Origin of the sequence: Gluconacetobacter entanii, from assembly GCF_013155425.1 — a bacterium.
Taxonomy (GTDB): Bacteria; Pseudomonadota; Alphaproteobacteria; order Acetobacterales; family Acetobacteraceae; genus Novacetimonas; species Novacetimonas entanii.
The window spans coordinates 24392-50107 of the sequence record NZ_JABJWD010000022.1 but is presented as its reverse complement, the minus strand read 5'-3'; the positions used below and the strand labels follow the sequence as shown (position 1 = coordinate 50107).

The window sequence follows — 25716 nt, the reverse complement described above, 5'->3', positions numbered from 1 at the left end:
CTCCCGAAGGCGAGGGATGGGTGGATGGGGGCGCGCGTTGTGCGCTTGCTTATCGGGTATTAAATAAAGACTTTATCGTTAATATCATACCCTGTCGCGGATGAAATCGACGAAACGTCTGAACAGGCCGCCCGGACGCACATCACTGATTCCGGTATCATTGAGCGTGTCACCCACGCCCGCGGCCCATGCCAGCAGGCCCGCCGATGTCGCGAACATCGGCCAGGTCGCCGGATTTTCAGGCAGGCCATGGATATGGCGCGGATGGCCCAGGCGGACGCGGCGGTTGAGCATGCGCGCGGCCATGGGGCCGATTCCTTCGAGCAGCGATCCCCCCCCCGTCAGCACGACACGCCCGTCCGCCGCAGGGCCGAGGGCCGCCATTTCCAGCCTGTCATTGACCATTTCGAGTGTTTCCTCCACGCGCGGATGAATGATGGAAACGATCCTAGAGCGGGGAATTCTGACATAATGATGGTCGTTGTCGCCAATAAGCTGCACCAGCACCATTTCCTGGTCATCGCCGGCGGAAAGTTCGGCTGACCCGTGCATGGTCTTCAGCCGTTCCGCATTGTCGATGGAGGTGGACAGGCCGTGCGCGATGTCGCGCGTGATGTGCTGCCCGCCGATGGGGATGCTCGCGGTATGGACAAGCCGCCCTTCGCTGAATACGGCGATCGAGGTGGTGCCGCCGCCCATGTCCACCACCGTGACGCCAAGGTCGCGCTCCTCCTCGTTCAGGACGGCAAGGCCCGACGCCAGCGGGGCCGACACCATGCCCGCGATCGTCAGGTCCACGCGCGACAGGACGGCCTCCACATTGCGTAGTGCGGTGGTGTTCGCGTCGATGACATGCATGCGCGCCGAAAGATGGTCGCACAGGTGCCCGCGCGGGTCCGGCACGCCCTGCGTTTCGTCCACCGCGTAATCGAGTGGCAGCGTATGGATGGCCGAACGTCCCTCCGTCAGGGCGCGCATGCGGCCTTCGGTCGTGATCCGGCGCATGTCGGCATCGCCGATCTCGCGTCCGCCGATCGGCCAGCGGATGTTGAGGTGACGGCTTTCGGGATGGCCGCACGACAGGTTGATGAAAATCTCGTCCTTGCGCACGGTCGCCATGTCCTCGGCCTGCCCCACGGCGGCGCGGATCGCGGCCTCGGCCTCGCGCAGGTCCACGATCCCGCCACAGCGCACGCCATGCGAACGGCGCCAGCCATGGCCCAGCACCCGCAGCGACCCGTCCGGCTCCCCCTTGCCGATCAGGCACACGATCTTGGTCGAACCGATGTCGAGCACGCTGAACGGGCCGGAACGCAGCTTGCGCTGGGGGCGGTCCTCCGCCATCGGGATGATGTTCGTGATCGCGCGCCGGTCGCGCCGCGCGGTGTTCGGCAGTGCGGGCACGGCGGTGGCGCGGCGCAGGGCGGGCGTGGTCGTGGCGGGCACGGCGGCAGGTGCCGCGGGCGAACGCTGCGCGGTGGCGGGCCTCTCGGGGCGGATGGTCAGGTTACTCATGCACGTCTCCGCAGGTTGGCCATGTCTGGACGCGTCCAGGGCATGTCCGGGGCGGGCAATCCGCTCGGCGCTGCCGCAGGGGGTGTCGTGTTGTCATTGCTGGCCGGATGGGGCGCCTCACGGATGATCAGGCGATCTGGCAGCCGCATGTCAATGGAAAGGACAGGGCGGTCCAGCAGGCGCATGTCCTGCTGCATCTGCGCAAGGCGCTTGAGCGCGGGGACTTCCTCCCCCTCGGGGAGCATGACGATCGTGCCATCACGCAGCGTCAGGTTCCACCGCCGCTGCCCCACGCGCACGGCCGCCGTGACATGGGTGCGTACTTCGGGCTGGGCCGAGAGTTCATCCATCAGCGAGGCCGCGGCGACATTGGCGTCCGGGCCAACCACCAGCGGAAGCTGCATGAAGGCCTGCGCATCCTTGCCGGTCATCCCCTGGTCGCGCACCTGGTTGCCTTCGCGGTCGATCAGCATGAAATGCCCGTGGTTCTGCCACACCGCAAAGGGGCGGCGTTCGATGAGGTGTATGATGATCGTATCGGGCAGGCGGCGTTCGACCACGGAATGGTCCACGAACGGCAGCGCGTCGATCCGCTGCCGCGCGGCGTTGAGCGAGAAGCCGAGGATGAAATCCCCCTTGCGCACGCCCAGCGCCTCCTGCAGGGCGTCATCGCCGGTCAGTTCATTGCCCGTGACCGTGATGTTCGTGATGCGCAGCGGCAGCATGTTGACCATGCGCGCGCGGAAGGGGGCGAAGCGTTCGTCCGACCCCACGCGGTGGACGAACGCCACGCACCCCGCGCCCACCGCACACAGCACGAGGGTAATCAGCGCAGGACGGATCAGCCGCTTCTGCCGACGCAGGAAGATGGACAGCTTCGACGGGCGGTCGTTCAGGTTGTCGGCGGACCGCTTCATGTACGACAGGTCGCCTGTTCCACCAGCCACTGGCACAGATGTGGGTAGGACACGCCGCAGGCCGCCGCCTGTTCCGGCAGCAGGGAGGTCTCGGTCATGCCGGGCTGGGTATTGGTCTCCAGGATCACCAGCCGTCCGGGACCATCCGGGTCGCGCGTGTCGTCATAACGGAAATCGGTGCGCGACGCCCCCCGGCACCCCAGCACCCGGTGCGCGGCAAGTGCCAGTTCACGCGCGCGCTCGAACGCGTCGGGATGGATGCGCGCGGGCAGCACATGCGATGAACCGCCCTGCTGGTATTTCGCGGCGTAATCGTAAAAACCGTTCCCGCCGGATTCCTGCGGGGTGATATCCGTTACGGTCAGCGCCCGGTCACCCATCACACCCACTGTCAGTTCGCGTCCGGGAATGAACTCCTCGACAAGGGCGGAAGTTCCGAACTGCCATGACCGTGCGATGCTGGCGCGCGTGTTCGCACCCGCGCGGATGATCTGCACCCCGACGGAGGAGCCTTCGTTGAGCGGCTTTATGACATAGGGGGCGGGCAGGGGATCGGCAGCCTCAAGCTCCGCCATCGCGACCACGCGGCCATGCGCCACCGGCAGGCCCGCCGCCGCAAAGATGGTGCGCGCCGCCGCCTTGTCCATCGCCACGGCGGAGGCCCGGACCCCGGAATGGGTATAGCTGATGCCCATCCAGTCCAGCACGCCCTGGATGCACCCGTCCTCCCCGAAACGGCCATGCAGCGCGTTGAAGACGACATCGGGGCGGTGGGCCTGCAGGTCGGATACGATCGCGCCAAGGTCCTCGCCCGCGATGATCTGCCGCACGTCATACCCGAGCGAGCGCAGGGCCTCGGTCACGCCCGCGCCGCTTTTCAGGCTGACTTCGCGTTCCGCCGACATGCCGCCCATCAGGACGGAGATGCTTGGCCGTGTCATGCTGTCGTTTCCTTGCACAGGGGGGGGGCTGCCGCCCGCCCGAGGGGACGTCCGATGCGCCGGATTTCCCACTCGAGGGTCACGCCGGTATGTTCGCGCACGCGCAGGCGCACCATTTCGCCCAGTTCCTCAAGCTCCGCCGCCGTGGCGTTGCCGGTGTTGAGCAGGAAATTGCAGTGCTTCTCGCTGACCTGCGCGCCGCCGAGCGTCAGTCCACGGCAACCCGCCGCGTCAATCAGTTCCCATGCCTTGCGGTCCGAGATGTCCGGCGCGGGATTGCGGAAGGTGGACCCGCCGGTACGTGCGCGTACAGGCTGTGCCGCCTCGCGCGCCGCGCGGATCTGCGCGATGCGTTCGCGGATGGCCAGCGTGTTCGACGGCTGCCCGCACAGGCGCGTGCGCACCACCACCGCGCCCTGCGGCACGAGGGCATGGCGGTAGCTGAACTTCAGCGCGCCACCCGGCAGGCGCAGGGCCTCCCCGTCGCGGGTGATGATCTCCACCCAGTCGAGGATGGTGGAAATGTCCGAACCATAGGCCCCCGCGTTCATCGACACCGCCCCCCCCAGCGCGCCGGGGATGCCGGCGAGGAATTCCATCCCCGCGAGGCCGCATGTCGCGGCATGTTCCGCCACCGTCATGTCGAGGCACGCCGCCCCGGCGATGAGGCCATTGCCGTCATGCGCGATTTCGGCAAAGCCACGTCCCAGCCGGATGACCACGCCATCGATGCCGCCGTCGCGGATGATGGTGTTGGAACACGCGCCCAGCACGCGCACCGGCACCTCCAGCGGGATATGGCGCAGCGCAAGCGCCAGGTCGCGCGCGTCGGCAGGCTGCACCAGCAGTTCGGCGGCCCCGCCCACGCGGAACCACGTCCGCGCGCCCAGCGGGGCGTCAGGCGTCAGGCGTCCCCGGAAATCCGCCAGCGCGCGTATCAGGTCCTCGCGCCACTGCACGGTCACGGGACCATCGGGCGTGTCGCCGGCGGGCATGTCTGTCGCAGCCTGTGTCATCACGCCGCGTCTTCCCCCTTGTGTGCCGCCGGGGTGGTGGGGGCGGCCTGCAGTTCCGCCAGTTGTTCCGGCAGGGCCTGTGCCCACTGCGTGATGGATCCCGCGCCAAGGCAGACCACGAAATCACCGGGACGTGCGATCGCGTTGATCATTTCCGCCAGGTGCTCCGGCCCCGGCAGGGGTACGACGGAACGGTGCCCGCGTTCACGCAGTCCTTCGACCAGGGCATCGCGGTCAATCCCCTCTATCGGTTTTTCGCCCGCGGCATAGACGTCGGCGATGATGACGGTGCCAGCGTCGTTCATGCAGGTGCAGAATTCGTTAAACAGGCTCTGCAGGCGCGAATAACGGTGTGGCTGCATCACCGCGATGACATTGTTCGCCCCCGCCTGGCGCGCGGCCTTCAGCACGGCGGCGATCTCCACCGGGTGGTGGCCGTAATCGTCGATCACGGTGATGCCCCCGGTCTCCCCCGTGCGGGTGAAGCGGCGCTTGACCCCCTTGAACGCGGCGAAGGCGGAGCGGATCGTCGCGTCGTCGATTTCCATTTCGATACCCACCGCGATGGCCGCAAGCGCGTTCTGGACATTGTGATGGCCCAGCATCGGCAGGCGGAACGGACCCGCGCGGCGCGAACGGTTGCGGTTGCGGCTGGTGACGACCACCTCGAACGTGGCGCCAAGCTTGTCGGTGATGACCTTTTCCGCGCGGATGTCGGCCTGCGGGGAGAAGCCATAGGTGATGATCCGGTGGTCCGACAGGCGCGGGATCATCTGCTGCACGGCGGGATGGTCGATGCACAGCACGGCAAAGCCGTAGAACGGGATGTTGGAGACGAACTGGTCATACGCCGCCTGCATCGCCTCCTCCGTGCCCCAGTGGTCGAGGTGTTCGGGGTCCATGTTGGTGACCACCGTGATGACGGAGGGCAGGCGCAGGAAGGACCCGTCGCTTTCATCCGCCTCCACCACCATCCAGTCGCCCGAACCCATGCGGGTGTTGGTGCCATAGGCCTCGATGATGCCGCCATTGATGACGGTGGGGTCAAGCTTGGCGGCCTCCAGCACGGCGGCGACAAGGCTGGTGGTCGTGGTCTTGCCATGCGTGCCGCCAACGGCAACCGACCAGCGCAGGCGCATCAGTTCGGCCAGCATCTCCGCCCGGCGGACAACGGGGATCAGGCGCGCGCGCGCGGCCACGACTTCGGGGTTGTCGCGCTGCACGGCGGTGGAGGTCACGACCACCTGTGCCGCGCCAAGGTTGGCCGCGTCATGGCCGATGGTTACGGGAATGCCCGATGCGCGCAGGCGCGCGACATTGGCGCTTTCGGCGATATCGGACCCCTGTACCGCATAGCCCAGCATGTGCAGCACTTCGGCGATGCCGGACATGCCGATGCCGCCTATGCCGACAAAGTGGATGGTGCCAATGGAAAGGGGCAGGGCTCTCATTATGTCTCAGTCTCCATCTTCGCTCTGCCGGATTAGGCGGCACTGGCCATGGGATGCAAGCATCCTTCTATCATGTCCGCCAGACGCGCGGCGGCGTCGGGGCGTCCGATCGTCCGTGCACGGGCCGCCGCCCGCGCCAGCGCGTCGCGATCGCCCAGCAGTTCCACCAGCATCGCGGACAGCCTGCCGGGCGTCAGGTCGGCCTGCGTGATCATCCACGCCGCCCCGGCCGCGACCAGCGCACGGGCATTGGCGCTCTGCTCGTCACTTGCGGCGATCGGCAGCGGAACGAGAATCGCGGGCCGTCCCGCAACCGTCACCTCCGCCACGGACGATCCGCCCGCACGGCCGATCACCAGATGCGCGTCACGCAGCAGGTCGGGCACGTTGTCGAGGAACGGTGCGACACGCGCGGGAATCCCGGCCGTGGCATAGGCCGCGCGCACGCGCTCCACGTCCTCGGCCCGCGCCTGCTGCGTGACCTCGATGCGTGCGCGCAGCGGCGGGGGCAGGCTTTCAAGTGCCGCGGGCACGACATCGCTGAAGATGCGCGCGCCCAGCGACCCGCCCCAGACCAGAAGCCGGATCACCCCGCTGGATGGCTGGTAGGGCACGTCATGCACCGCCGCGATGTCGGGGCGTACCGGCATGCCCGTCTCGGTGACGGGAATACCCGGCGGCAGGCCCGCCACGGTGGGAAAGGAGGTCGCGATCGCACTGGCCCAGCGTGACAGGAACGCGTTGGCCCGCCCCATCACCGCATTGCCTTCATGGATGAAGACCAGCGGCCGGCCCTTTCCCATCAGGTGCGCGCCCAGCAGTGGCGGGACGGACGGGTAGCCGCCGAACCCCACGACGGCCGCCGGATGCAGTCCGCGCAGGATCGCGCGCGCGCGCCATGTCCCGTGCGCGAGGGCGAGTGCTGCGCGTGCGGCGCGCATGACGCCGCGTCCCGCAATCCCCGCGCCGGGCAGGACGAACTGCTGCCGTCCTGCGAAAATACCCTTTTCACGGATGCCGGCGCGGCGGTCGGTCATCAGCGCGACCTCGTGCCCGCGATGGACGAGTTCACTGGCCAGTGCTTCCGCCGGGAAGAAATGTCCCCCCGTGCCACCGGCGGCGATGATGATGGGGCGCGGGGTCATGGGCGGGGTCTCCGGTTCAGGAACGCGGGCGTGGACTGCCCGAACTGGCTGTCGGCGGTGTTGACGCGCGTGCGGGTCAGCGCAAGGACCATGCCGATCGTCAGCGCCACGGACATGGCGGAGGACCCGCCATACGAAATGAAGGGCAGCGTCATGCCCTTGGTCGGGATCAGGTGCAGGGTCGATCCCATGTTCACGAACGCCTGCAGCCCGAACCCGGTCACAAGCCCGGTCGTGGCCACGACGATGAAGGGATCGTTTTCACGCAGCAGCTTGAGCAGCGCGCGAATGACGATCACGCCGAACACCCCGATGATGAACAGGCAGACGATCATGCCGAATTCCTCCCCCGCGACGGCAAAGACGAAGTCGGCATGTGCATCGGGCAGCAGGTCCTTCACCCGCCCTTCGCCCGGTCCGCGCCCCAGCAGTCCCCCATTGCCAAAGGCGCGCAGGGCGGTGTCGATCTGGTAATGGTCGCCCACCTCGGGGTGGAGGAAACGCTCCACGCGGGAGCGGACATGCGGGAAGACGGCATAGGCCCCGATGAAGGCCGCGATCATGCACCCCACGCCCCCCGCCACGAGGAACAGGCTGAGCCCATCGACGAAAAGCTGCGTGATGAAGACGGTCGTAATCACGCTGAGCATCCCGATGTCGGGCTGTGATTTCAGCAGCAGCAGCACGACCCCGAACAGGCCGAGCGAGATCAGCATACCGGGGAAATACCTGCGTTTCTGACGCTCCGTCAGCAGCCACGCCGTCACCACGGCGAAACAGGGCTTGAGGAACTCGGACGGCTGTACCGACATCATCGGCAGCGCGATCCAGCGCCGCGCGCCCTTGATCTCGATCCCGTGGACCAGCGTCAGCGCGGTGGCCATGATGCCCAGCACGAACCCCACGGCGGCCAGGATCCTGACCGCGCGCACCGACAGCAGCGACGTGCCGACCACGATCAGCGCCGCCAGCATCAGGAAGCACACCTGCTTGAAGATGAACATGTCGCGCGACGCGCCGATACGTACCGCCACCGCCGGGCTTGCCGCCAGCATCAGGATATAGCCGAACCCGATCAGGATCCCCACGCAGATGAGGGTGACGCGGTCCACGTTGCGCCACCATCGCGCCATGGGCGATGTGTTGATGCGTGACAGGCTTGCCATTATGGTGTGTCCAGCGTGGCGACAAGTTCGGCAAAGCGCAGGCCGCGCGCCTCGAACCCGGTGAACTGGTCGAAACTGGCGCAGGCGGGCGACAGGAGTACCACCGGCACGCCCTGCGTCCGCGCAGCCGCCAGTGCGGCGGGCACCGCATGCTCCATCGTGCCGACAATGGTATGGGCGACATTGTGCGCCTGCAGCGTCCGCGCCAGTTCAGGGGCATCACGCCCGATCAGGAACGCATGCGCCACCCGCCCGAACAGGGGGGCGAGGTCCGTAATCCCGCCCGCCTTGGCGATCCCGCCCGCGATCCAGATCATGCGGTCATGGCACGCCATCGCACGCGCGGCGGCGTCGGCGTTCGTGGCCTTGCTGTCGTCGATGAAACGGATGCCGTCGATCGTGCCGATGGTCTTCTGCCGGTGGGCAAGCCCGTCGAATGACGCCAGTGCCGTGTCGATCATGTCGCGCGGACAGCCCAGCCACAGCGCGATGGCCGTGGCGGTGGCGGCGTTTTCCGCATTGTGCGTGCCGGGCAGGGAGGTGGCATGCGCAAGGTCGGCAATCACGCCGGCGCCGTCACGCAGCATCCCGTCGCGCACCCACATGTCCGGTGCATCCGCATCACCGCCGACCACCTTGACGTCGATGCCGCGCGAACGCAGGCCTGTGGCAAGGTGCGCGCAGTCCGGCACGGTGTCGCCCAGAACGGCGAGGTCCCCCGCGCCCTGACGGTCGAAGACATGCAGCTTTGCACGCGTATAGCCCGCCATGTCGCCATGCCGGTCCAGATGGTCGGGCGTCAGGTTCAGCAGGCAGGCCGCGTCGAAATGCAGGCTGTCGAGCCGTTCAAGCATGTAGGAAGACATTTCAAGCACATAAATACCATTATCCGGCAATAATGGCAGCGACAGGGCGGCCGGGCCAAGGTTCCCGCCCGCGATGGCAGGAATGCCCGCATGATGCAGCAGGTGCGCCAGCAGGACCGTGGTGGTGGATTTGCCATTGGTCCCGGTCACGCCCACGAACCGCGCGCGCGATCCCGCACGGCGGACGGCGCGGAACAGGAATTCCGCATCCGACACGATCGGCACCCCCGCCGCGCGCGCCATGGCCGCCACCGGATGGGGGGCCGGCAGGGTGTGGGGGATGCCCGGTGACATCACCAGCGCATCGAACCCCGACAGGTCCGCAAACGGGGCGAACTCCACGCCCGCAGGGGCGGGGACGGGGGCCTTGTCCAGCGTGTCATCCCACGCCTGCACCCGTGCGCCCATCGCGCCAAGCGCGCGGGCGGCGGCTAGACCGTTACGGCCAAGGCCCAGCACGGCGATGCGCTGTCCGGTGAACAGGTTGGTGGGAAATGCGCTCATCTCAGTTTCAGCGTGGCAAGGCCACACAGTCCCAGCACAATGGAAACGATCCAGAAGCGTATGACGATTTTGGATTCCGGCCATCCCTTTTTCTCAAAGTGATGGTGCAGCGGCGCCATCAGGAAAACCCGCCGCCCGGTGCGCTTGTACCAGAAGACCTGGATGATGACCGACAGCGTCTCGATCACGAACAGGCCGCCGACAATGCACAGTACCAGTTCATGCTTGACCGACACGGCCACCGCCCCCAGCGCGCCGCCAAGCGCGAGCGAGCCCGTATCGCCCATGAACACGGCCGCGGGCGGCGCGTTGAACCACAGGAATCCCAGGCCCGCCCCCACCAGCGCGGAGCAGAAGATGCCCAGTTCCCCGGTGCCCGGCACCGCATGCAGTTGCAGGTAGTCGGCAAAGATATGGTTGCCCACGAGGTAGGAAATCAGCGCGAACACCAGGGCGGCGATGGTCACCGGCACGATCGCCAGTCCATCCAGCCCGTCGGTGAAATTGACCGCGTTGCCGAACCCGGTGATCGTGATCATCGCGAACACGGGAAAGGCATAGCCCAGCGGCAGCAGCAGGTCCTTGACGAAGGGGAAGGCGAGGTGGTTCGCAAGGTCGGGCGGCATCAGGCTTTCGATCCAGATCCCGCCCAGCAGGGAGACCGCGAATTCACAGCCCAGCCGCATGCGCATCGATACGCCATCGGTGTTGCGCCGCGACAGCTTGAGGTAATCATCCGCGAACCCGACCGCGCCGAACGCCAGCGTGATCGTCATCACCGCCCAGACGAACCCGTTGGTCAGGTCCGCCCACAAAAGCGTCGATCCCAGCAGGGAGACAAGGATCAGCACGCCGCCCATCGTCGGCGTTCCGGCCTTTTCCACGATATGGCGTTCCGGCCCCAGCGCGCGGATCGGCTGTCCGCCGCGCTGGATGCGGCGCAGGCGCGCGATCAGCGGGTTGCCCAGCATGAGGCTGAGCACCAGCGCCGTCAGGCACGCGGCGCCCGCGCGAAAGGTGATGTAGTGAAACAGGTTGAGGACGGAAACATGGCCCGCTGCATGCCGCTGGAACAGGTCATAGAGCATCAGGCGCGCCCCCGCGCGTCATCATCCACGGTGGGGGCACGCAGGGCATCGACCACCTGGCGCATCTTCAGCCCGAGGCTTCCCTTCACAAGGATTGCGTCACCCGCCCGTGCCAGCGCGCGCACCATCGGCGCAAGTGTCGCGGCATCGGGCGTCCACGCACCGCGCTGGGAGGAAGGCAGGAGGTCAAAGAGATATTTCATGTTCGGGCCGCAACAAAAAACAAGGTCCGCATGCTTGCGGACGGCTGGAAGGAGGGATTCGTGCTGGTCGCGCGCGAACGTGCCGAGTTCGAGCATATCGCCCAGCACGGCGATGCGCCGTCGTGCCGGGACCTGCCCCAGCACATCGAGCGTCGCGCGGATGGAGGCGACCGATGCGTTGTAGCTTTCATCAAGCAGGCTGGCCTGCCCGTCGAGGATGGGCGTGATCGCGCCACGCCCGGCCCCGGGCCGGAAATCCGCAAGGCCCCGCACCGCGCGCGCCATGTCGGCGCCGACCGCCCGTGCCGCCGCCAGCGCCAGCAGCGCGTTGGCCGCCATGTGACGGCCCGGCGCGTGCAGTTCGACCGTGCCCGACCATCCATTGATCAGGGCGCGGAACGTGCCGCCACCGGGATGGGGCCTGTAATCCTCCATCCGCGCCGTGCTGGCGGGCAGGGTGCCTGCCGTCCACAGGTGCGCGCCACGCCTGCGGGCCTGTGTGGTGAACGCCGCCATGCCCGTCACGTCATCGGGCACGATCGCCACGCCATCATGGGGCAGGGCCGCGATCAGGTCCGACTTTTCCCGCGCGATGGCCTCCAGACTTCCCATATGGCCCAGATGCGCCCCGGTGATGGTGGTGACGACCGCGACATCGGGCCGCACCATCCGGGCCAGTGGCGCGATTTCGCCGGGGTTGTTCATCCCCACCTCGCACACGCAGAACATGGCCGATGCGGGCAGGCGTGCCAGGGTCAGCGGCACGCCCCAGTGGTTGTTGTACGACGCCACGGCCCAGTGTGTCGGCCCGCACGCGCCCAGCGCATGGCGCAGCATGTCCTTCGTCGTGGTCTTGCCCACGCTGCCGGTCACCGCGATCATCCGGCCGGAAAAGCGGTCACGCGCGAAGGCCGCCATGGCGTTGAGGGCTGCCAGCGTGTCTTCCACCAGCAGGATGCGCGGATCCTTTACGCCAGTGTCGCGATGGGCGATCACGACGGCCGCCCCGGCCTCCAGCGCGCGGGTGATGTGCGCATGTCCGTCCGAATTTTCCCCCACCAGCGCTACGAAGATGTCACCTGCCGCCAGCGTGCGCGTGTCAATGGAAACACCCGTGGCGCGTATCGCATCGCCGGGCGTGGCAGGCGCAAGGAAATGCCCGCCTGTCGCCGCGATCAGGTCGGCGCGGGTCCACAGGACGGTCATGACTGGCCCGCCAGTTCACGGACGGTGGAAACGTCGTCAAAGGGCAGGACCGTCGTGCCGATCGTCTGCCCCTGTTCATGGCCCTTGCCCGCGACGACCATCACGTCGCCGGTCTTCAGTCGGGACAGGCCCTCTGCAATGGCGTTGCGGCGCCCGCCGATATCCGCAGCACCCGGCGCGCCCGCCATGACCTCGCGCCGGATGGCGGCCGCGTCCTCGGTCCGGGGGTTGTCGTCGGTGACGATGGCCATGTCGGCAACGCGCGTGGCAACCTCGCCCATCAATGGCCGCTTGCCCCGGTCACGGTCACCGCCCGCGCCGAAGACCACCACAAGCCGCCCTGACGCATGCGGCCGCAGTGATTGCAGCAGGCGTTCCAGCGCATCGGGCGTGTGGGCGAAATCGACATACACCGCCGCCCCGTTGGGCAGGGTGGCGGCAAGTTCCATGCGCCCGCGCACCCCCACAAGGGCGGGCAGGCAGTCGATGGCCGCGCGCACCCCGTCCATGTCCGCCGCCGACAGTCCCGCGGCCAGCAGCATGTTGTCCACCTGATAACGTCCGGGCAGGCGTATCTCGACCTCGCGGCGTGTGCCGTCACACTCCAGTTCCAGCATCTGCCCGTCAGGGCGGGGCGTCGCGCGCAGCAGGCGGATGGCGTCCCCGCCTTCGCCCACCAGACGCAGGTCCAGCGCACGGTTCATGGCAATCGTGCGCAGCGCGTCCAGCGTCGCGCCGTCCATGTCCGCATTGGCCACCGCAAGGCCACCCGCCGGCAGCAGCGTGTCGAACAGCCGCAGTTTCGCCGCGCGATAGCTGTCCATGTCACCGTGGTAGTCAAGGTGGTCGCGCGTCAGGTTACTGAACCCGGCGGCGGCGATGGGCACCCCGTCAAGGCGGCGCTGCGCCAGCCCGTGGGAGGACGCCTCGATCGCGATGTCATCGACCCCGTGTTCGTGCAGCGTCCCGAGCGTGAGCGCCATCGTCACGCTGTCGGGTGTCGTCAGCGACGGCCCCGACAGGGCGGGGACAGTGGGCGCGATGATGCCAAGCGTGCCGATGCTGGCGGCGGCATGGCCCTGCTGCTGCCAGATCTGGCGCAGGAACTCGACCGTGCTGGTCTTGCCGTTCGTGCCGGTGACCGCGACGATATGGCCGGGCAGGGCGGGCATCAGCGCCGATGCGATCACCGCCAGCGCATGGCGCGGATCGTCGGTGGCGACGGTGGCGATGTCAGGGCGCGCCTGCCGCACCGCAGTGCAGGCATCCGGGGTCGAGACGATGGCGCAGGCCCCGTGCTGCAGCGCCTGTTCGATATAGGCGCGGCCATCGGCACGGCTGCCCGCGATGGCGGCGAAGATCATGCGCGGGCGCACCTGCCGGCTGTCGGCGGTAATGCCGCTGACCTCCGGGTCATGGCCGCAGCCATCCGCCGCAAGACCTGCGCGGTGCAGTACAGTCGTCAGTTTCATGTCTATCCCCGTTCCTGCCGCTTCTTTAATGGCAGGGCGTCTTCGCGTTCATCCCGTGCGGCGTGCATGTGCGCCACATGCCCCTCTTCGGAGGTCATCTCCCCCGTCCCGTGGCGGCCGGCATGGTGCCTGCCTTCGCCTTCCTGCAGGCGCTGCGTGCCGGGATCATTTCCCGGGCCCAGCGCGCGATATCCATGCGGGACAGGCGGGCGCATCGGGATGTAGAGCGAATTCTCGATCGCTTCCTGATGCGTGGTGTCGGGGAACAGGCCCATCATCGGCGCGATGCGCGTGATGATGTGCGAGGCCGTGGGCGCCGCGTTCCACCCCGCCGTGGTCCATCCATGTGTCTGCGCCGTGGGCTTCGGGCTGTCGAGCATGACATACACCGCATAACGCGGCGCGTTCATCGGGAATATGCCGGTAAAGGCCGACACGTTGACATGCTTGAGGTAGCCGCCATGCGCGCCGATCTTCTCCGCCGTGCCGGTCTTGCCCCCCACGTAATAGCCCGGGGATTCCGCGCGGTCGCCGGTGCCCTTGGTCACGTCAAGACGCAGGATCTTGCGCAGGATGTTCGAATTCTCCGCCGAGATCAGGCGCTGCGCATCGGGCACCTGTCCCGCCATGTCCGTATCGGGAACAGGGGTGCCCCCCGGTGTCCTATCCTGGTCATGCAGCAAAAGCGTGGGTCTGAGCAGGAAGCCGCCATTGGCCGTCGCCGCCGTGCCGCGCACGATCGCAAGCGGCGGTTCGGCGACACCGTGGCCAAAGGCCACGGTCATGACGGTAGACACGCCCCAGTTGTGCGTGGACGGGACGATGGGACGCCCGGCCTCGGGCAGTTCGATGGGTACGCGCGCAAAGAATCCCATGTTGCGCAGCCAGTCCTGCTGGCGCGCGGCCCCCGCATCCAGCGCGATATGCGCCGCCGCCGGGTTGGAGGAATGGGCCATCACCTCGGGCAGGGAGAGCCAGGGGTCGAAATGGTCGTTCTTCATATCCGAAATGGTGAAGCGGCCAACCTTGATCGGCACGCTGGAAAAACGGTCCCATATATGCGCGACCCCGTCCTGCAGCGCCATGGCCGTCGTCTGCAGCTTGAAGGTGGAGCCGGGTTCGTACATCCCCGTGACGGCGCGGTTGAAGCGGGCGTCGGCCGGGGCATGGCCGAAATCATTGGCGTCATAGTCAGGCAGGCTGACCATGGCGATGATTTCCCCGTTGCGCACGTCCATCACGATCGCGCAGGCCCCGATCGCCTGGAACGTGTCCATCGCCGACTGCAGTTCGTCATGGACCACGTTCTGCACCCGCACGTCGAGCGAGAGCGTCAGCGGCGCGCGGTTGCTGTCGAGGCGCTTGTCAAAGAAACGCTCCACGCCTGCAACGCCGTGGTCGTCGATGTCCACGCCCCCCATGATCTGGGCCGCGACACGCCCCATGGGATAGCGGCGGCGCTCGCCCGGTTCAAAGTAGATGCCGGGGATGCCGAGGTTATTGATCGCCAGCTCCTCCGACGGCGAGATGTCGCGCGCCAGATAGACGAACTGCCGCGCCGATGACAGGCGGCGCAGGGTCTCCGCCTCGTCAAGGTGGGGCAGGACGTGCTTGAGCTTGTGCGTCGCGTCCTGCGGGTCGATCATTTCCTGCGGGTTGGCATAGACCTGCGCCACCGGCAGGGAGATGGCCAGCGCCTGCCCGTTGCGGTCCACGATGGAGGCGCGGTGCACCTGCGGCAGGACGATGTCGTTGGCCACCATGCCCTTGGGGTCGCTCTTGGGGATGGGGGGGACCTGCGGCGCGATCTGGTGCTGCTGCGGGGCGAGCGGCATGATGATCGTCGCGATGGCAAGCTTTACGCCCACCGCGCCGAACAGCACGCAGAACACCCCGGCGACCACCAGCAGGCGGGTGTCCGTCCTGTAGCGTACCTGGGTCATGCGCAAAGTCCCGCCTGTGGGGCGGGAACTGTCCGTTTGCGTATCCTGGTCTGATGGGCGGGGCGTATCGTTCATGTCACCGACGGTATCCGGCAGCGGAAGCGACCGTCGTCAGTTGCTGACGGGTACGGGCGGGGGAAGGGCGGACGTGCGGGAGTTGGCCAGCGAACTGCCACCACCCCGGACGGAGGGAAGGGCTTCGGCCGGATGCCATGCGGCCTCCGACACTTCATGCGCGGGATGGTAGTGATAGGGCGCGACACGGGTACTGGCCAGCATGACGTCATGGGCGGGCGCGGGGGTGGTGGCGGCATGGGCCACATGCACCGGCGGATGGGCTGCCGGGGTTTCGTTCTGCGCCATCATCGGGGCGGCATGCTCCATCGGACGGGGGGCGGCGTGTTCCGGCGTGGCCCTTATGCCATCATGCTCCGGATGTTCGGGATGCACGGCGGCCGCTTCCACATGGGCGGGTGGCGCATGGTGTGTCACCACTGGCGGGAGGGGCGCGGACTGCGCCACCGGATGCGGCACGCTGGCCTGTGCCAGCGTTGCCGCGGGCATCACCATGGGGGCATGCGGACGTGCGACAGGGTCCGCCGTCGCAATGGGCATATGGTCGGCAGCAAGGGCGACACCCATGTTCGCACGCGGGTTGGGCGGTGCGATGGGGGCGGGGGATCCCGGTGCGGGCAGGTGCGCGCTCAGGCTGGCGACCTGTACGAACTGCGTGGGCGCTACGGGGCGCAGCGTCGGGTCATAGCGTTCGGCCAGCTTGTGCAGCCGGTCGGGCTGGTTCAGCATCGTCCATTCCGCACGCAGCATGGCCGTCTGGTCGCGCGTGCGTTCGGTCTGCATCACGATCTGCGCGATCTTCTGGTCCAGTGCGGAGGTCTGCTGCTTCTTCGTATACAGGAACAGCCCGGACCCCGCCGTCATGATGGCGCATAAAAGCGTGATGATCCGGATCATTGCTGCTGTCCCATGTGTGTGGCGGACTCGGTGGAGGGGAATGTCGCGACGCGTTCGACCGTGCGCAGCCGCGCGCTGCGCGCGCGCGGGTTGCGGTGGCATTCGGCGTCCGACGGACGGATGGCCTTGTTCCTGACAAGGCGGAAGGCCGGGCGCTGCGTACGCTGTACGGCGGCCCCCGGATCGTGGCGCGACGGGCCGGGCATGCGGCCTGACGCACGGTTCATCGCAAGCTTCACGAGACGGTCTTCAAGCGAGTGGAAGGACACCACCACCAGGCGCCCGCCCGGTGCGAGCAGGCCGAGCGCCTGTTCCAGCCCGCGTTCGATCTGCCCCAGTTCATCATTCACGTAGATGCGCAGCCCCTGGAAGGTGCGGGTGGCGGGGTCGATGCCCGACCGGTCCGCGCGCACGACCGAACGCACGACATCCGCCAGGCGCGCCGTGGTGGTGATCGGCGCCTCCGCCCGTGCCGCGACAATGGCGCGCGCCACCCGGCGGGACATCCGCTCCTCGCCATAGGTGTAGATGATGTCGGCAAGTTCGCTTTCCTGATAGCGGTTGACGACATCGGCGGCGGTCGTGCCCTCATCACCCATGCGCATGTCGAGCGGCCCGTCCATGCGGAAGGAAAAGCCACGTTCCGGCTGGTCGATCTGATAGGACGATACCCCGAGGTCGAGCGTCACGCCATCCAGCGCCCCCACCCCGCGCGCGGCGAGCAGGGCGGCCATGTCCCCGAACCCGCCCTTGATGAGGCGCAGGCGCGACTGCCCATGCCCGTCGGGAAAGGACGTGGCCAGAACCTCCCCGCGCGCGATGGCGGCAGGGTCGCGGTCGATGGCCCACAGCGTGCAGTCGGCCGCAGACAGGATCGCGCGTGCATATCCGCCGCCGCCAAATGTCCCGTCGAGGTATGTCGCGCCATCACGCGGCGCGAGGTCACACAGTACTTCGTCCAGCATGACCGGGACATGGCCGCCGTCGGCACACGGCAGCGATGCCGGGGGAAGGGATGTCATCGTGGTCATGCCGATCCTTCCGGCGGGGAGGCCGCCGTTTTCCTGCCGGATGTTATCGCCCGCGCACGTGCACGCGCCTCGGCGCGGCGCTGGTTCGCGGCGTCGGGATCCCAGACCTGGAAGATACGGCCAAGCCCCATGAAGGTGACCTGTTCGCTCAGGTTGGCATGCGCGCGCAGGGTTTCGGGGAGCAGGATGCGTCCTTCCTTGTCCGCGTCGAGGGGATAGGCATCCGCATAGAGCGCGGTGGCGAGGTCGTCGTGATCCTCGGAAAAGATGTCCACCTCGTCCAGCGGGCGCGCCAGCGCGGAGAACGAGGCGCTTGGCCAGGCCTCCAGGCAGGGATGCAGGTGCGAGGGGCGCATGATGACCAGCGGTTCGCCCGCACGCGAAAGGGTGCGGAGCGTCGCGCGGAAAGCCGACGGGATGGAGACCCGCCCCTTGGCATCCAGCCGGTTCTGATGCGTGCCAAGGAATACACTCACGCTGCGCGATGCCCTCCCTGGCATGGATTACAGAGGTCTGAGACGCTGTCCCCGGCGCGGGTGAAGGTACTTCCTTCACTCAACTTCACTGGGTCTATGTGGGATATCATGGGATTTCATGGGCGGTCAATTAAAGATATGCAAGAAATGGCGGCAGACTGCTATTGTTCGGCGGTGGGGCCTGTAATGACAGGTAAAGAGGAATATATCCCCCATGTTCTGCCCGTGCTCATTTCTGTTCCAGATATGTTTATGGTTTGTTCTTTTTGGTGAATACTTTGTTACCGCCGTACCCGCGCGATTCAGGCAGGTGAAGTGACGTAATGATGGCAGGGGCGGGGGATAAAGATGCCAGACGGTCTGTAAGCCGGGTTCTGTCCATCCCCGTGGGGGATGGGACGGCCATTCCTCTGGGACGCGCCTTGCGGCACGCCTCACGCGACCAACCCGAACGACGGGGCGGAAGGCCCCTGGCGGCGCGGACCGGAATCCGCCCGCCTGCCGTTCCTATTCGGTCTTGCTCCCGGTGGGGTTTGCCCTGCCGCCCATGTTACCATGCGCGCGGTGCGCTCTTGCCGCACCGTTTCACCCTTGCCCCCAACATCCGGTCCGGTCATGAAACCGGGCCCTCTGCCGTGGGGGCGGTCTGTTTTCTGTGGCACTGTCCCTGGGGTCGCCCCCGCCGGCCGTTAGCCGGCACCGTTCTTCCGTGGAGCCCGGACTTTCCTCCATCACTGCGCATATGCGCACCAACAGCGGCCGTCCGACCGTCTGGCATGCGGAAACTGGCGGTGCATGCGCCGCGCGTCAAGGGCTAAAGCCTTGGGACGCGAAAACTCATGACCGATCACGAAAGGCGTGCTGTTGTCTGTTTCCGATGCCGCGACGTCCGCGGCCCCCGCGCGCGGGCGGCTTCCGGGTTTTCTTACCCGTCTGTTCCTGCTCGGCGCGAAGGCCCATTCTGCCCATCACAACCATGTCCCCCATTCGCTGGAGGATATCCGCCGGCGCTTCGACCGCCCATGTTTTCCCAAACGCCTGTCGAGCCTGCAGGTCCGGCGCGTGATCGACATCCGTGTGCCCGGTGCGACCGAACTGCGTCCCGCGCGGCTTTATGTTCCCTATGGCAGGGTGCGCGGCGTCGTGCTGTTCATGCATGGGGGCGGGTATGTCCATTGCGGCCTGAACTCCCACCACGGGATCTGCTGCCGCCTGGCGCGGCAGTCGGGGGCGGCGGTCGTGTCGTTCGATTACCGCCTTGCGCCGGAAAACAAATTCCCTGCCGCCGTGGATGACTGCTGGGCCGCGCTGCAGTGGGTGGCGGCGGAGGCATGGCGCTGGGGCGGGAAGGTCGCGGTCGCGGGCGACAGTGCGGGCGGCACGCTCGCCGCCGTGCTCAGCCAGATGAGCAGGGGGTGGAAGTATCCGCCCCTTGCCCTGCAACTGCTCTATTATCCCTCGCTGTATGGGGAGCGTCCCGTTCCCTCGCGCGAGGTCTATGCCAACGGGTATGTCCTGAGCACCCGGGTGATGGAATGGTATGCGCAGGAATATGTCCGCGACCCGAAGGACCTGTGCGACCCGCGCCTTGCCCCGATCTTCGCATCTTCGCTCGCCAACCTGCCACCTGCCGTCATTGCCCTGGCGCAGTGCGATCCCTTGCATGACGAGGGGACGGGGTATGCCGCCGCGATGGAGAAGGCGGGATCACAGGCCTGTACGCGCACATGGCCGGGGACGGTCCATGGCTTCCTGAATTTCTATTCGTTCCTGCCGGGTGGCAAATCCGCGATCCATTATGGCGCGCGCAAACTGCGCGAGGCGTTCGCGCGGTCCTGAACCGGTATTTGAAAAAAACCGGGCGCCGCCTTTTTTAAAAAAGGCGGCGTCTTTGTGTCCTGTTTACTGCGGCATGGCGTGGAATACGCCGGGTGTCTGCCAGTCGGTCTGCACGCTTTGCGACAGGCGGTCCACCCGCAGCGTGAACAGGCGCGGCAGCGTGTTGCGATCCCCCGGGCAGGAGCCTGAATGCCGCTCCATCACCTCAAGGTTGGTGGCGTCGGGCGGGTCGTTGCCATTGAGGACGAACAGCAGGCAGTCCTTGCGGTCGTGCGTCATGCCGTTATGCGTCACGACCGTGCGGAAATGCTCCACCAGTGCGGTGTTGTCGAACCAGCTGACCTTGGAGAAGGTCAGCTTGTCCGCGGCCTGGTCCAGCCACCCCATGCGCATGACGACAAAGGTCAGCAGCGCCATGGGAATGATCATCAGCACGCGCCGGATGATCCGCTGGCGGATCGTCATGGGCGCGCGGTTCCGGCCCGAAAGGCGGGGAGGGGCTGCCATGCGTTATTTCATGTCCTCGTGCCACAGATGTCCCGACTGCGCTAGCAGGTTGCGCGCGCCCTCCGGCCCCCATGTCCCGGCGGGATAGGGTTCGAGCGGGGCTTCGTTCTTGCTCCATCCCTGCAGGATCGGGTCGATCCACTTCCATGCGGCCTCCACCTCGTCGCGGCGGATGAACAGGATCGGGTCGCCCCGCACGACATCAAGCAGCAGCCGTTCGTAGGAATCGGGGTAGCGGATGTTGAACGCCTTTTCGAACTCGATATTGATGTCGGCCTCACGCAGCGTCAGGCTGTCGGTGGGGGTCGGGTCCTTGGTGGAGACCGACAGCATCACGCCCTCGTCGGGCTGGATGCGGATGATCAGGCGGTTGGCGGCAGGCCTGTTGGAAAAGATGGTCCACGGCGCGGACTTGAACTGGATCACGACCTCGCTGCATTTCTCCGCCATGCGCTTGCCCGAACGCAGGTAGAACGGGACGTTGCCCCACCGCCAGGACAGGATCTCGGCCTTGAGCGCGACAAAGGTTTCGGTCTCGCTCGTGACGCCTTCGCCAAGGTCCTCGAGGTAGCTGCCCACCGTCTGCCCGTTGACATGGCCGCGCATGTACTGCCCGCGGGAGGTGTAGATCGCGACCTCCGACGGCTTGATCGGCTTGAGCGCATGCAGCACCTTGAGCTTCTCGTTGCGCACGCTGTCCGCATCCAGCGACACCGGCGGGTCCATCGCCACAAGGCACAGCACCTGCAGCAGGTGGTTCTGGATCATGTCGCGCAGGCAGCCGGACTTGTCATAATACGCGCCGCGTCCCTCGACGCCCACGGTCTCGGCGGCGGTGATCTGCACGTAATCGATCGCATCGCTGGTCCACAGCCGTTCGAACACGGGGTTGGCGAAGCGCAGCGCGATCAGGTTCTGGACCGTTTCCTTGCCCAGGTAATGGTCGATGCGGAAGATGTGGTTTTCGGGGAAATGCCGCCCGACGCTGTCATTGATGGCGTTGGCGCTTTCAAGGTCCGTGCCGATCGGCTTTTCCAGCACGACGCGCGACTGTTTCGTGACCAGTCCCTGCTTGCTCAGGTTTTCGCAGATCTGCCCGTACAGCGCAGGCGATGTCGCAAGGTAATAGACACGGATGCGGGTCGCAGGCTCCCTGTCGAGCAGCGTGCGCAGGTCGGCCCAGTGGCTCTGCGCCTCCGCACCGTTGAGGCTGACATAATAGAGCAGGTTGATGAAGCGCGAGACCGTGTCCGCCTCCAGCGAGGCGGCGGGGATGTGCTCCTGCAGCGCCTGCTGCGCGCGGGCCTGGTATTCCTCGCGCGAGAGGGGGGAGCGCGCGGTGGCGATGATGCGGGCATCCGCAGGCACCTGCCCGTCGCGGAAACGGTAATACAGCGCGGGCAGCAGCTTGCGCATGGTCAGGTCGCCCGTTCCACCGAAGACGATGTAGTCGAACGTATCGACGGGGGGAAGATGTGCCATGAAAATCGGCCTCCTGCCTGATGTTCTGTTTCCAGCCCCGTATTTCCGCCATGCACAGCATATCGGGAACGCGGACACGCCGGTACCAACGGTCAGGGACCGATTAGGACCCCCTTTCGGAGCATGTCAAGCTGGCATTGACCCGCGCCCATCATCGCGATAAGCCCGCCGTTCAAAAGCGTCATGCATGTCGCCCCGCCGATGGAAGGCGTGGTGGCGCGTACGACGGCCCCATCACCATATCCGGAGGCAGCGGACAATGAGTGCCGATAATTTCGAAACCGACGAAAGCAGCGCGGCCGTTGGCGGTATCGCGGCCGACCGGTTGCGCAGCATCATCGAGCGTATTGAACGGCTTGAGGAAGAGCGCAAGGCCCTCGCGGGCGATATCAAGGACATCTATACCGAGGCGAAGTCCGCAGGTTTCGACACGAAGGTGATCCGCCAGATCATCCGCCTGCGCAAGCAGGAACCGGCCGAGGTGGAGGAACAGGAAACCCTGCTCGACATCTATCGCCGCGCGCTGGGCATGTGATGCCCCGCAGGGATGATGGCCATATGGCTGACTGCCCGGCGTAAGGGTATGTTTCCTGTCATGCACAAGGTCAGGAGATACCCATGACGCTACCTTGGCCCGAATGGCTGCCCCAGTGGGCGCAGGCGCTGGTCCTGATTGCCGGGTTGCTGTTCGCCGTCCTGTGGATGCTGGTCCCGTTCGCCGTGATCGGGGTGAAGGGGCGGCTTGACGCCCTTGCGGTGCAGATTGATGACCTGCAGGCCGAACTGCGTGTCATGGCGATGTCCAGCACCTCCGCTCCGGCGCGCGAGGAGGCGGAGGTCACGTCGGGCGAACCCCTGTCCGAAGTCCTGCGCGCGCAGGACCGCGACGACCCGGACATGTCCGGCGAAGGGCAGGTGTCGCGGGCCCGCGCCGCCCGCCTGCTGGACCCCGACGACCCGGAATGCGACATCCCGGCCTATGAACGCCGCGCGGTCCCGCCCGTTACGGTGCAGGCGCCGCCCGCCCATCCTGATGACATGCCGGAGGATGCGCCCCCTGCGCCCCCGACGGCGGCGCCCCCGCCGCCGCAGCAGCAGGCGCCCCGGCCATCCGCGCCCCCGGCTTCGGGTCCGGTGCGCGCGCCCCTGCGCACACCCGTCCCGCCCGCAGCGGAGGCCGACAGGACGGGCGAGCGTGCCGCGATGGCGCGCAAGGGCTTTCCCCGCACGATGCGATGGGCGGAACGGCGGCAGCGTTCGGAACCGACCCTGCGCTGGCCCCCCCGGCCGTAAATCTCGCCTTGTGGCGGGGTGTCAGGTGGCGGGGATGCAGGCCCGGTCGCTCATGACGAGATCGTCGCGATGGATGAGTTCATCGCCGCCATGCCATCCAAGGATGTCCTCGATCTCGTCGGACTGGCGGCCCATGATGCGCAGCGCATCCGCCGCGCCATAGGATGACAGGCCATGGGCGATGCGCTGGCCGTGCATGTCGGTCACGCTGACAAGGTCGCCCCGGTCGAACGTGCCCGAGATCGAGCGCACCCCGGCAGGCAGCAGGGAGGACCCGCCCAGCAGCGCGCGGACCGCGCCATCGTCGATCACAAGGGTGCCCGCCGGCGTCAGGCTGCCGCCAATCCATTTCTTGCGCGCCGAACGTGCATCCGGCGACGGCAGGAACCATGTGCAGCGCCCGCCATCCCATAATGCACGCAGCGGATGCAGCGGCTTGCCCTGCGCGATGACCATGGCGCATCCCGCCTGCGTCGCGATCCGCGCGGCCATCAGCTTGGTGCGCATCCCGCCGGAGGAATAGCCCGGCGGCGGCGCGCCCCCCATGGATTCGATCTCGTCCGTCAGGCTTTCGACCACCGGCAGGTGCCGGGCGTCGGGATCGGTGCGCGGGTCGGCGGTATAAAGCCCGTCAATGTCCGACAGCAGCACAAGCTGGTCCGACGTGGTCATTTCCGCCACACGCGCGGCCAGCCGGTCATTGTCGCCAAAGCGGATTTCCGTTGTCGCGATGGCGTCATTTTCATTGATGATCGGCACGCAGCCCAGTGTCAGCAGCGTGTTGAGCGAGGCGCGCGCATTGAGGTACCGGCGGCGATGTTCCGTATCGTCCGGCGTCAGCAGCAGTTGCGCCGCGTTCAGGTCGTGGCGCGACAGGGCGTTGGTCCAGGCCTGCGCCAGGCGGATCTGCCCCACGGAGGCGGCGGCCTGCTTTTCATCAAGGCGCAGCACCCGGCGCGTCAGGCCAAGCTGGTGGCGGGCCAGGGCGATCGCGCCGGATGACACGACAATGACCTCGGCACCCTGCGCCCGCAACGCTGCGATATCGGCCGCGACGCTTTCCAGCCATGCCTGCCGGGGGGAGGCGGTCTCGGCATCGACCACCAGCGCGCTGCCGATCTTGACGACGATGCGCTGTCCGTTCTTCAGGCTGGGCACGGGGGGGAGGGCTGTCACGGTCGTCTCTATCTGCGTTTCAAGCTGTGGTGTCGGCTTCTTCCGCGCGGGTGCGGGTGATCTGGTCCTGCACAAGGCGCAGCACCCTGTCCACGCCCTGGCGCGAAACACCGGACATGGTCATGACCGGCGCGCCGCTGGCCTGTTCAAGCTGCGCGCGGCGTTCGGCAATCTCCTCGTCCGACATTGCATCGATCTTGTTCAGGACGATGATTTCCGGTTTTTCCGACAGGCCGCCACCATATTCGTGCAGTTCATGGCGGATGGTGCGCCAGGCTTCGACCACGTCATCCTGCGTGCCGTCGATCAGGTGCACCAGCACGGCGCAGCGTTCGACATGGCCAAGGAAACGGTCGCCAAGGCCCGTGCCCTCATGCGCGCCCTCGATCAGGCCGGGGATGTCGGCGATGACGAATTCCTCCGTCACCGACAGGCGCACGACGCCAAGCTGCGGATGCAGGGTGGTGAAGGGATAATCGGCAATCTTGGGCCGCGCGGCGGAGACGACCGACAGGAAGGTGGACTTGCCCGCATTCGGCAGGCCGACAAGGCCCGCATCGGCAATCAGCTTCAGCCGCAGCCAGACCCAGCGTTCCTCCCCCGGCCATCCGGGATCGGCCCGGCGCGGGGCGCGGTTGGTGCTGGTCTTGTAATGCGCATTGCCCCGGCCGCCATCACCGCCGCGGCACAGCAGCAGGCGCTTGCCTGCCTCATCAAGGTCGCCAAGCAGCGTTTCGCGGTCGTCATCAAAGATCTGCGTGCCCACGGGCACCTGTATGACAACAGGTGCGGCGGCCGCCCCCGTACGGTCCGATCCCGCGCCATTGCCGCCCTTGCGCGCGCGGAAATGCTGCGTATAGCGGAAATCGATCAGTGTATTGAGGTTGGGCACGGCCACGAAGATGATGTCGCCACCCCGTCCGCCATTGCCGCCATCGGGGCCGCCGAATTCGATATATTTTTCGCGCCGGAACGCAATGACGCCGTCACCGCCATCGCCGGATTTCACGAAAATTTTGGCCTGATCAAGAAACTTCATCGCTCACGGGTCCGATCTGGGCCGGTGGCAGCCCCATGGACGTGTCTGATACCAGAAACACGCCGTGGTATCGATACGAAAAAGGGGACGGCCCCACGTGACCGTCCCCTCTGGTCGAAACTGTCTCCCGGGTGGGAGCAGTTCTTATTCCGCTGCTGCGGGCAGGGCTTCGACCGAAACGTGCACGCGGCCTTCGGCGCGACGCTCGAACTTCACATGCCCATCGACGAGCGAGAAGATCGTGTGGTCACGGCCAAGGCCGACATTCTGGCCCGGCTTCATCTTCGTGCCGCGCTGGCGGACGATGATGTTGCCTGCGATGACGCTTTCGCCACCGAACTTCTTGACGCCGAGACGGCGGCCGGCGCTATCGCGCCCGTTGCGGGAGGAACCGCCTGCCTTTTTTTGTGCCATTGCCTGAACTCCTGAAACTTGTTGACTGATCTTGACCTGAACCCGCCGGGCGTT

At 66.7% G+C, this 25716-nt stretch carries 23 protein-coding genes and 1 other RNA gene; 3 read left to right on the top strand and 21 right to left on the bottom strand.

Annotated features, from left to right (window positions below):
- Nucleotides 1–84 precede the first annotated feature (84 nt).
- The 16 genes from ftsA to rnpB form a co-directional block, all read right to left on the bottom strand.
- A complete protein-coding gene (gene ftsA, locus HNH97_RS05125; RefSeq protein WP_390669567.1) occupies nt 85–1515 on the bottom strand; it encodes a cell division protein FtsA in 1431 nt (476 codons plus the stop codon).
- Nucleotides 1512–2432, bottom strand: a complete 921-nt coding sequence (locus HNH97_RS05120) for a cell division protein FtsQ/DivIB (RefSeq protein WP_171790111.1) — start codon at nt 2430–2432, stop codon at nt 1512–1514. Before HNH97_RS05120 ends, ftsA begins: the two co-directional genes overlap by 4 nt.
- On the bottom strand, nt 2429–3373 hold the full coding sequence (locus HNH97_RS05115; RefSeq protein ID WP_110913780.1) for a D-alanine--D-alanine ligase: 945 nt from the start codon (nt 3371–3373) through the stop codon (nt 2429–2431). Before HNH97_RS05115 ends, HNH97_RS05120 begins: the two co-directional genes overlap by 4 nt.
- A complete protein-coding gene (murB, locus tag HNH97_RS05110; protein ID WP_407716805.1) occupies nt 3370–4368 on the bottom strand; it encodes a UDP-N-acetylmuramate dehydrogenase in 999 nt (332 codons plus the stop codon). Before murB ends, HNH97_RS05115 begins: the two co-directional genes overlap by 4 nt.
- Nucleotides 4369–4388: 20 nt before the next feature.
- A complete protein-coding gene (gene murC, locus HNH97_RS05105) occupies nt 4389–5840 on the bottom strand; it encodes a UDP-N-acetylmuramate--L-alanine ligase (RefSeq protein ID WP_110913778.1) in 1452 nt (483 codons plus the stop codon).
- A gap of 32 nt (nt 5841–5872) precedes the next feature.
- Nucleotides 5873–6985: an undecaprenyldiphospho-muramoylpentapeptide beta-N-acetylglucosaminyltransferase gene (gene murG, locus HNH97_RS05100; protein WP_171790110.1), complete on the bottom strand. Its 1113-nt coding sequence runs from the start codon at nt 6983–6985 to the stop codon at nt 5873–5875.
- Nucleotides 6982–8151 (bottom strand): FtsW/RodA/SpoVE family cell cycle protein, encoded by a 1170-nt coding sequence (locus HNH97_RS05095; protein WP_110913776.1) that lies wholly within the window; start codon nt 8149–8151, stop codon nt 6982–6984. Before HNH97_RS05095 ends, murG begins: the two co-directional genes overlap by 4 nt.
- Nucleotides 8151–9521 (bottom strand): UDP-N-acetylmuramoyl-L-alanine--D-glutamate ligase, encoded by a 1371-nt coding sequence (murD, locus tag HNH97_RS05090; protein WP_171790109.1) that lies wholly within the window; start codon nt 9519–9521, stop codon nt 8151–8153. The genes HNH97_RS05095 and murD overlap by 1 nt, the downstream gene beginning before the upstream one ends.
- Entirely contained in the window at nt 9518–10609 is a 1092-nt protein-coding gene (gene mraY, locus HNH97_RS05085; protein WP_110913774.1) for a phospho-N-acetylmuramoyl-pentapeptide-transferase, read from the bottom strand. The genes murD and mraY overlap by 4 nt, the downstream gene beginning before the upstream one ends.
- The gene (locus HNH97_RS05080; RefSeq protein WP_171790108.1) at nt 10609–12018 is read right to left on the bottom strand and encodes a UDP-N-acetylmuramoyl-tripeptide--D-alanyl-D-alanine ligase; all 1410 of its coding nucleotides are present in this window, start codon (nt 12016–12018) and stop codon (nt 10609–10611) included. Before HNH97_RS05080 ends, mraY begins: the two co-directional genes overlap by 1 nt.
- Nucleotides 12015–13490: a UDP-N-acetylmuramoyl-L-alanyl-D-glutamate--2,6-diaminopimelate ligase gene (locus HNH97_RS05075; protein ID WP_171790107.1), complete on the bottom strand. Its 1476-nt coding sequence runs from the start codon at nt 13488–13490 to the stop codon at nt 12015–12017. Before HNH97_RS05075 ends, HNH97_RS05080 begins: the two co-directional genes overlap by 4 nt.
- Before the next feature lie 2 nt (nt 13491–13492).
- A complete protein-coding gene (locus HNH97_RS05070) occupies nt 13493–15508 on the bottom strand; it encodes a peptidoglycan D,D-transpeptidase FtsI family protein (RefSeq protein ID WP_171790106.1) in 2016 nt (671 codons plus the stop codon).
- 36 nt (nt 15509–15544) lie between these two features.
- Nucleotides 15545–16405, bottom strand: a complete 861-nt coding sequence (gene ftsL / locus HNH97_RS05065) for a cell division protein FtsL (RefSeq protein ID WP_171790105.1) — start codon at nt 16403–16405, stop codon at nt 15545–15547.
- Nucleotides 16402–17427: a 16S rRNA (cytosine(1402)-N(4))-methyltransferase RsmH gene (gene rsmH, locus HNH97_RS05060; protein WP_171790122.1), complete on the bottom strand. Its 1026-nt coding sequence runs from the start codon at nt 17425–17427 to the stop codon at nt 16402–16404. The genes ftsL and rsmH overlap by 4 nt, the downstream gene beginning before the upstream one ends.
- Before the next feature lie 5 nt (nt 17428–17432).
- On the bottom strand, nt 17433–17912 hold the full coding sequence (gene mraZ / locus HNH97_RS05055; protein WP_171790104.1) for a division/cell wall cluster transcriptional repressor MraZ: 480 nt from the start codon (nt 17910–17912) through the stop codon (nt 17433–17435).
- Between the two features lie 347 nt (nt 17913–18259).
- An RNA gene (gene rnpB, locus HNH97_RS05050) (RNase P RNA component class A) lies at nt 18260–18687 on the bottom strand.
- An 83-nt stretch (nt 18688–18770) separates the two neighbouring features.
- Here rnpB and HNH97_RS05045 point away from each other — a divergent pair.
- Nucleotides 18771–19751 carry an alpha/beta hydrolase gene (locus HNH97_RS05045; RefSeq protein ID WP_171790103.1) on the top strand — a complete coding sequence of 327 codons (981 nt, stop codon included), beginning with the start codon at nt 18771–18773 and terminating at the stop codon, nt 19749–19751.
- A gap of 63 nt (nt 19752–19814) precedes the next feature.
- On the opposite strand, the gene HNH97_RS05040 is transcribed toward HNH97_RS05045, so the two are convergent.
- Nucleotides 19815–20258: a hypothetical protein gene (locus HNH97_RS05040; protein ID WP_171790102.1), complete on the bottom strand. Its 444-nt coding sequence runs from the start codon at nt 20256–20258 to the stop codon at nt 19815–19817.
- A gap of 3 nt (nt 20259–20261) precedes the next feature.
- Nucleotides 20262–21740: a glucose-6-phosphate dehydrogenase gene (gene zwf / locus HNH97_RS05035; RefSeq protein WP_171790101.1), complete on the bottom strand. Its 1479-nt coding sequence runs from the start codon at nt 21738–21740 to the stop codon at nt 20262–20264.
- A gap of 259 nt (nt 21741–21999) precedes the next feature.
- On the opposite strand from zwf, the gene HNH97_RS05030 reads away from it, so the two are divergent.
- Both HNH97_RS05030 and HNH97_RS05025 read left to right on the top strand, forming a co-directional pair.
- Nucleotides 22000–22275 (top strand): DUF2312 domain-containing protein, encoded by a 276-nt coding sequence (locus HNH97_RS05030; RefSeq protein ID WP_110095076.1) that lies wholly within the window; start codon nt 22000–22002, stop codon nt 22273–22275.
- Nucleotides 22276–22358: 83 nt separating this feature from the next.
- On the top strand, nt 22359–23033 hold the full coding sequence (locus tag HNH97_RS05025) for a hypothetical protein (protein WP_171790100.1): 675 nt from the start codon (nt 22359–22361) through the stop codon (nt 23031–23033).
- A gap of 21 nt (nt 23034–23054) precedes the next feature.
- Here HNH97_RS05025 and proB read toward each other — a convergent pair whose 3' ends face one another.
- The 3 genes from proB to rpmA form a co-directional block, all read right to left on the bottom strand.
- Nucleotides 23055–24209 (bottom strand): glutamate 5-kinase, encoded by a 1155-nt coding sequence (gene proB / locus HNH97_RS05020; RefSeq protein WP_171790099.1) that lies wholly within the window; start codon nt 24207–24209, stop codon nt 23055–23057.
- 19 nt (nt 24210–24228) lie between these two features.
- Complete coding sequence (gene obgE, locus HNH97_RS05015) at nt 24229–25248, bottom strand: GTPase ObgE (RefSeq protein WP_171790098.1); 1020 nt, start codon at nt 25246–25248, stop codon at nt 24229–24231.
- A 144-nt stretch (nt 25249–25392) separates the two neighbouring features.
- On the bottom strand, nt 25393–25662 hold the full coding sequence (rpmA, locus tag HNH97_RS05010) for a 50S ribosomal protein L27 (protein ID WP_003620528.1): 270 nt from the start codon (nt 25660–25662) through the stop codon (nt 25393–25395).
- Nucleotides 25663–25716: the final 54 nt, after the last annotated feature.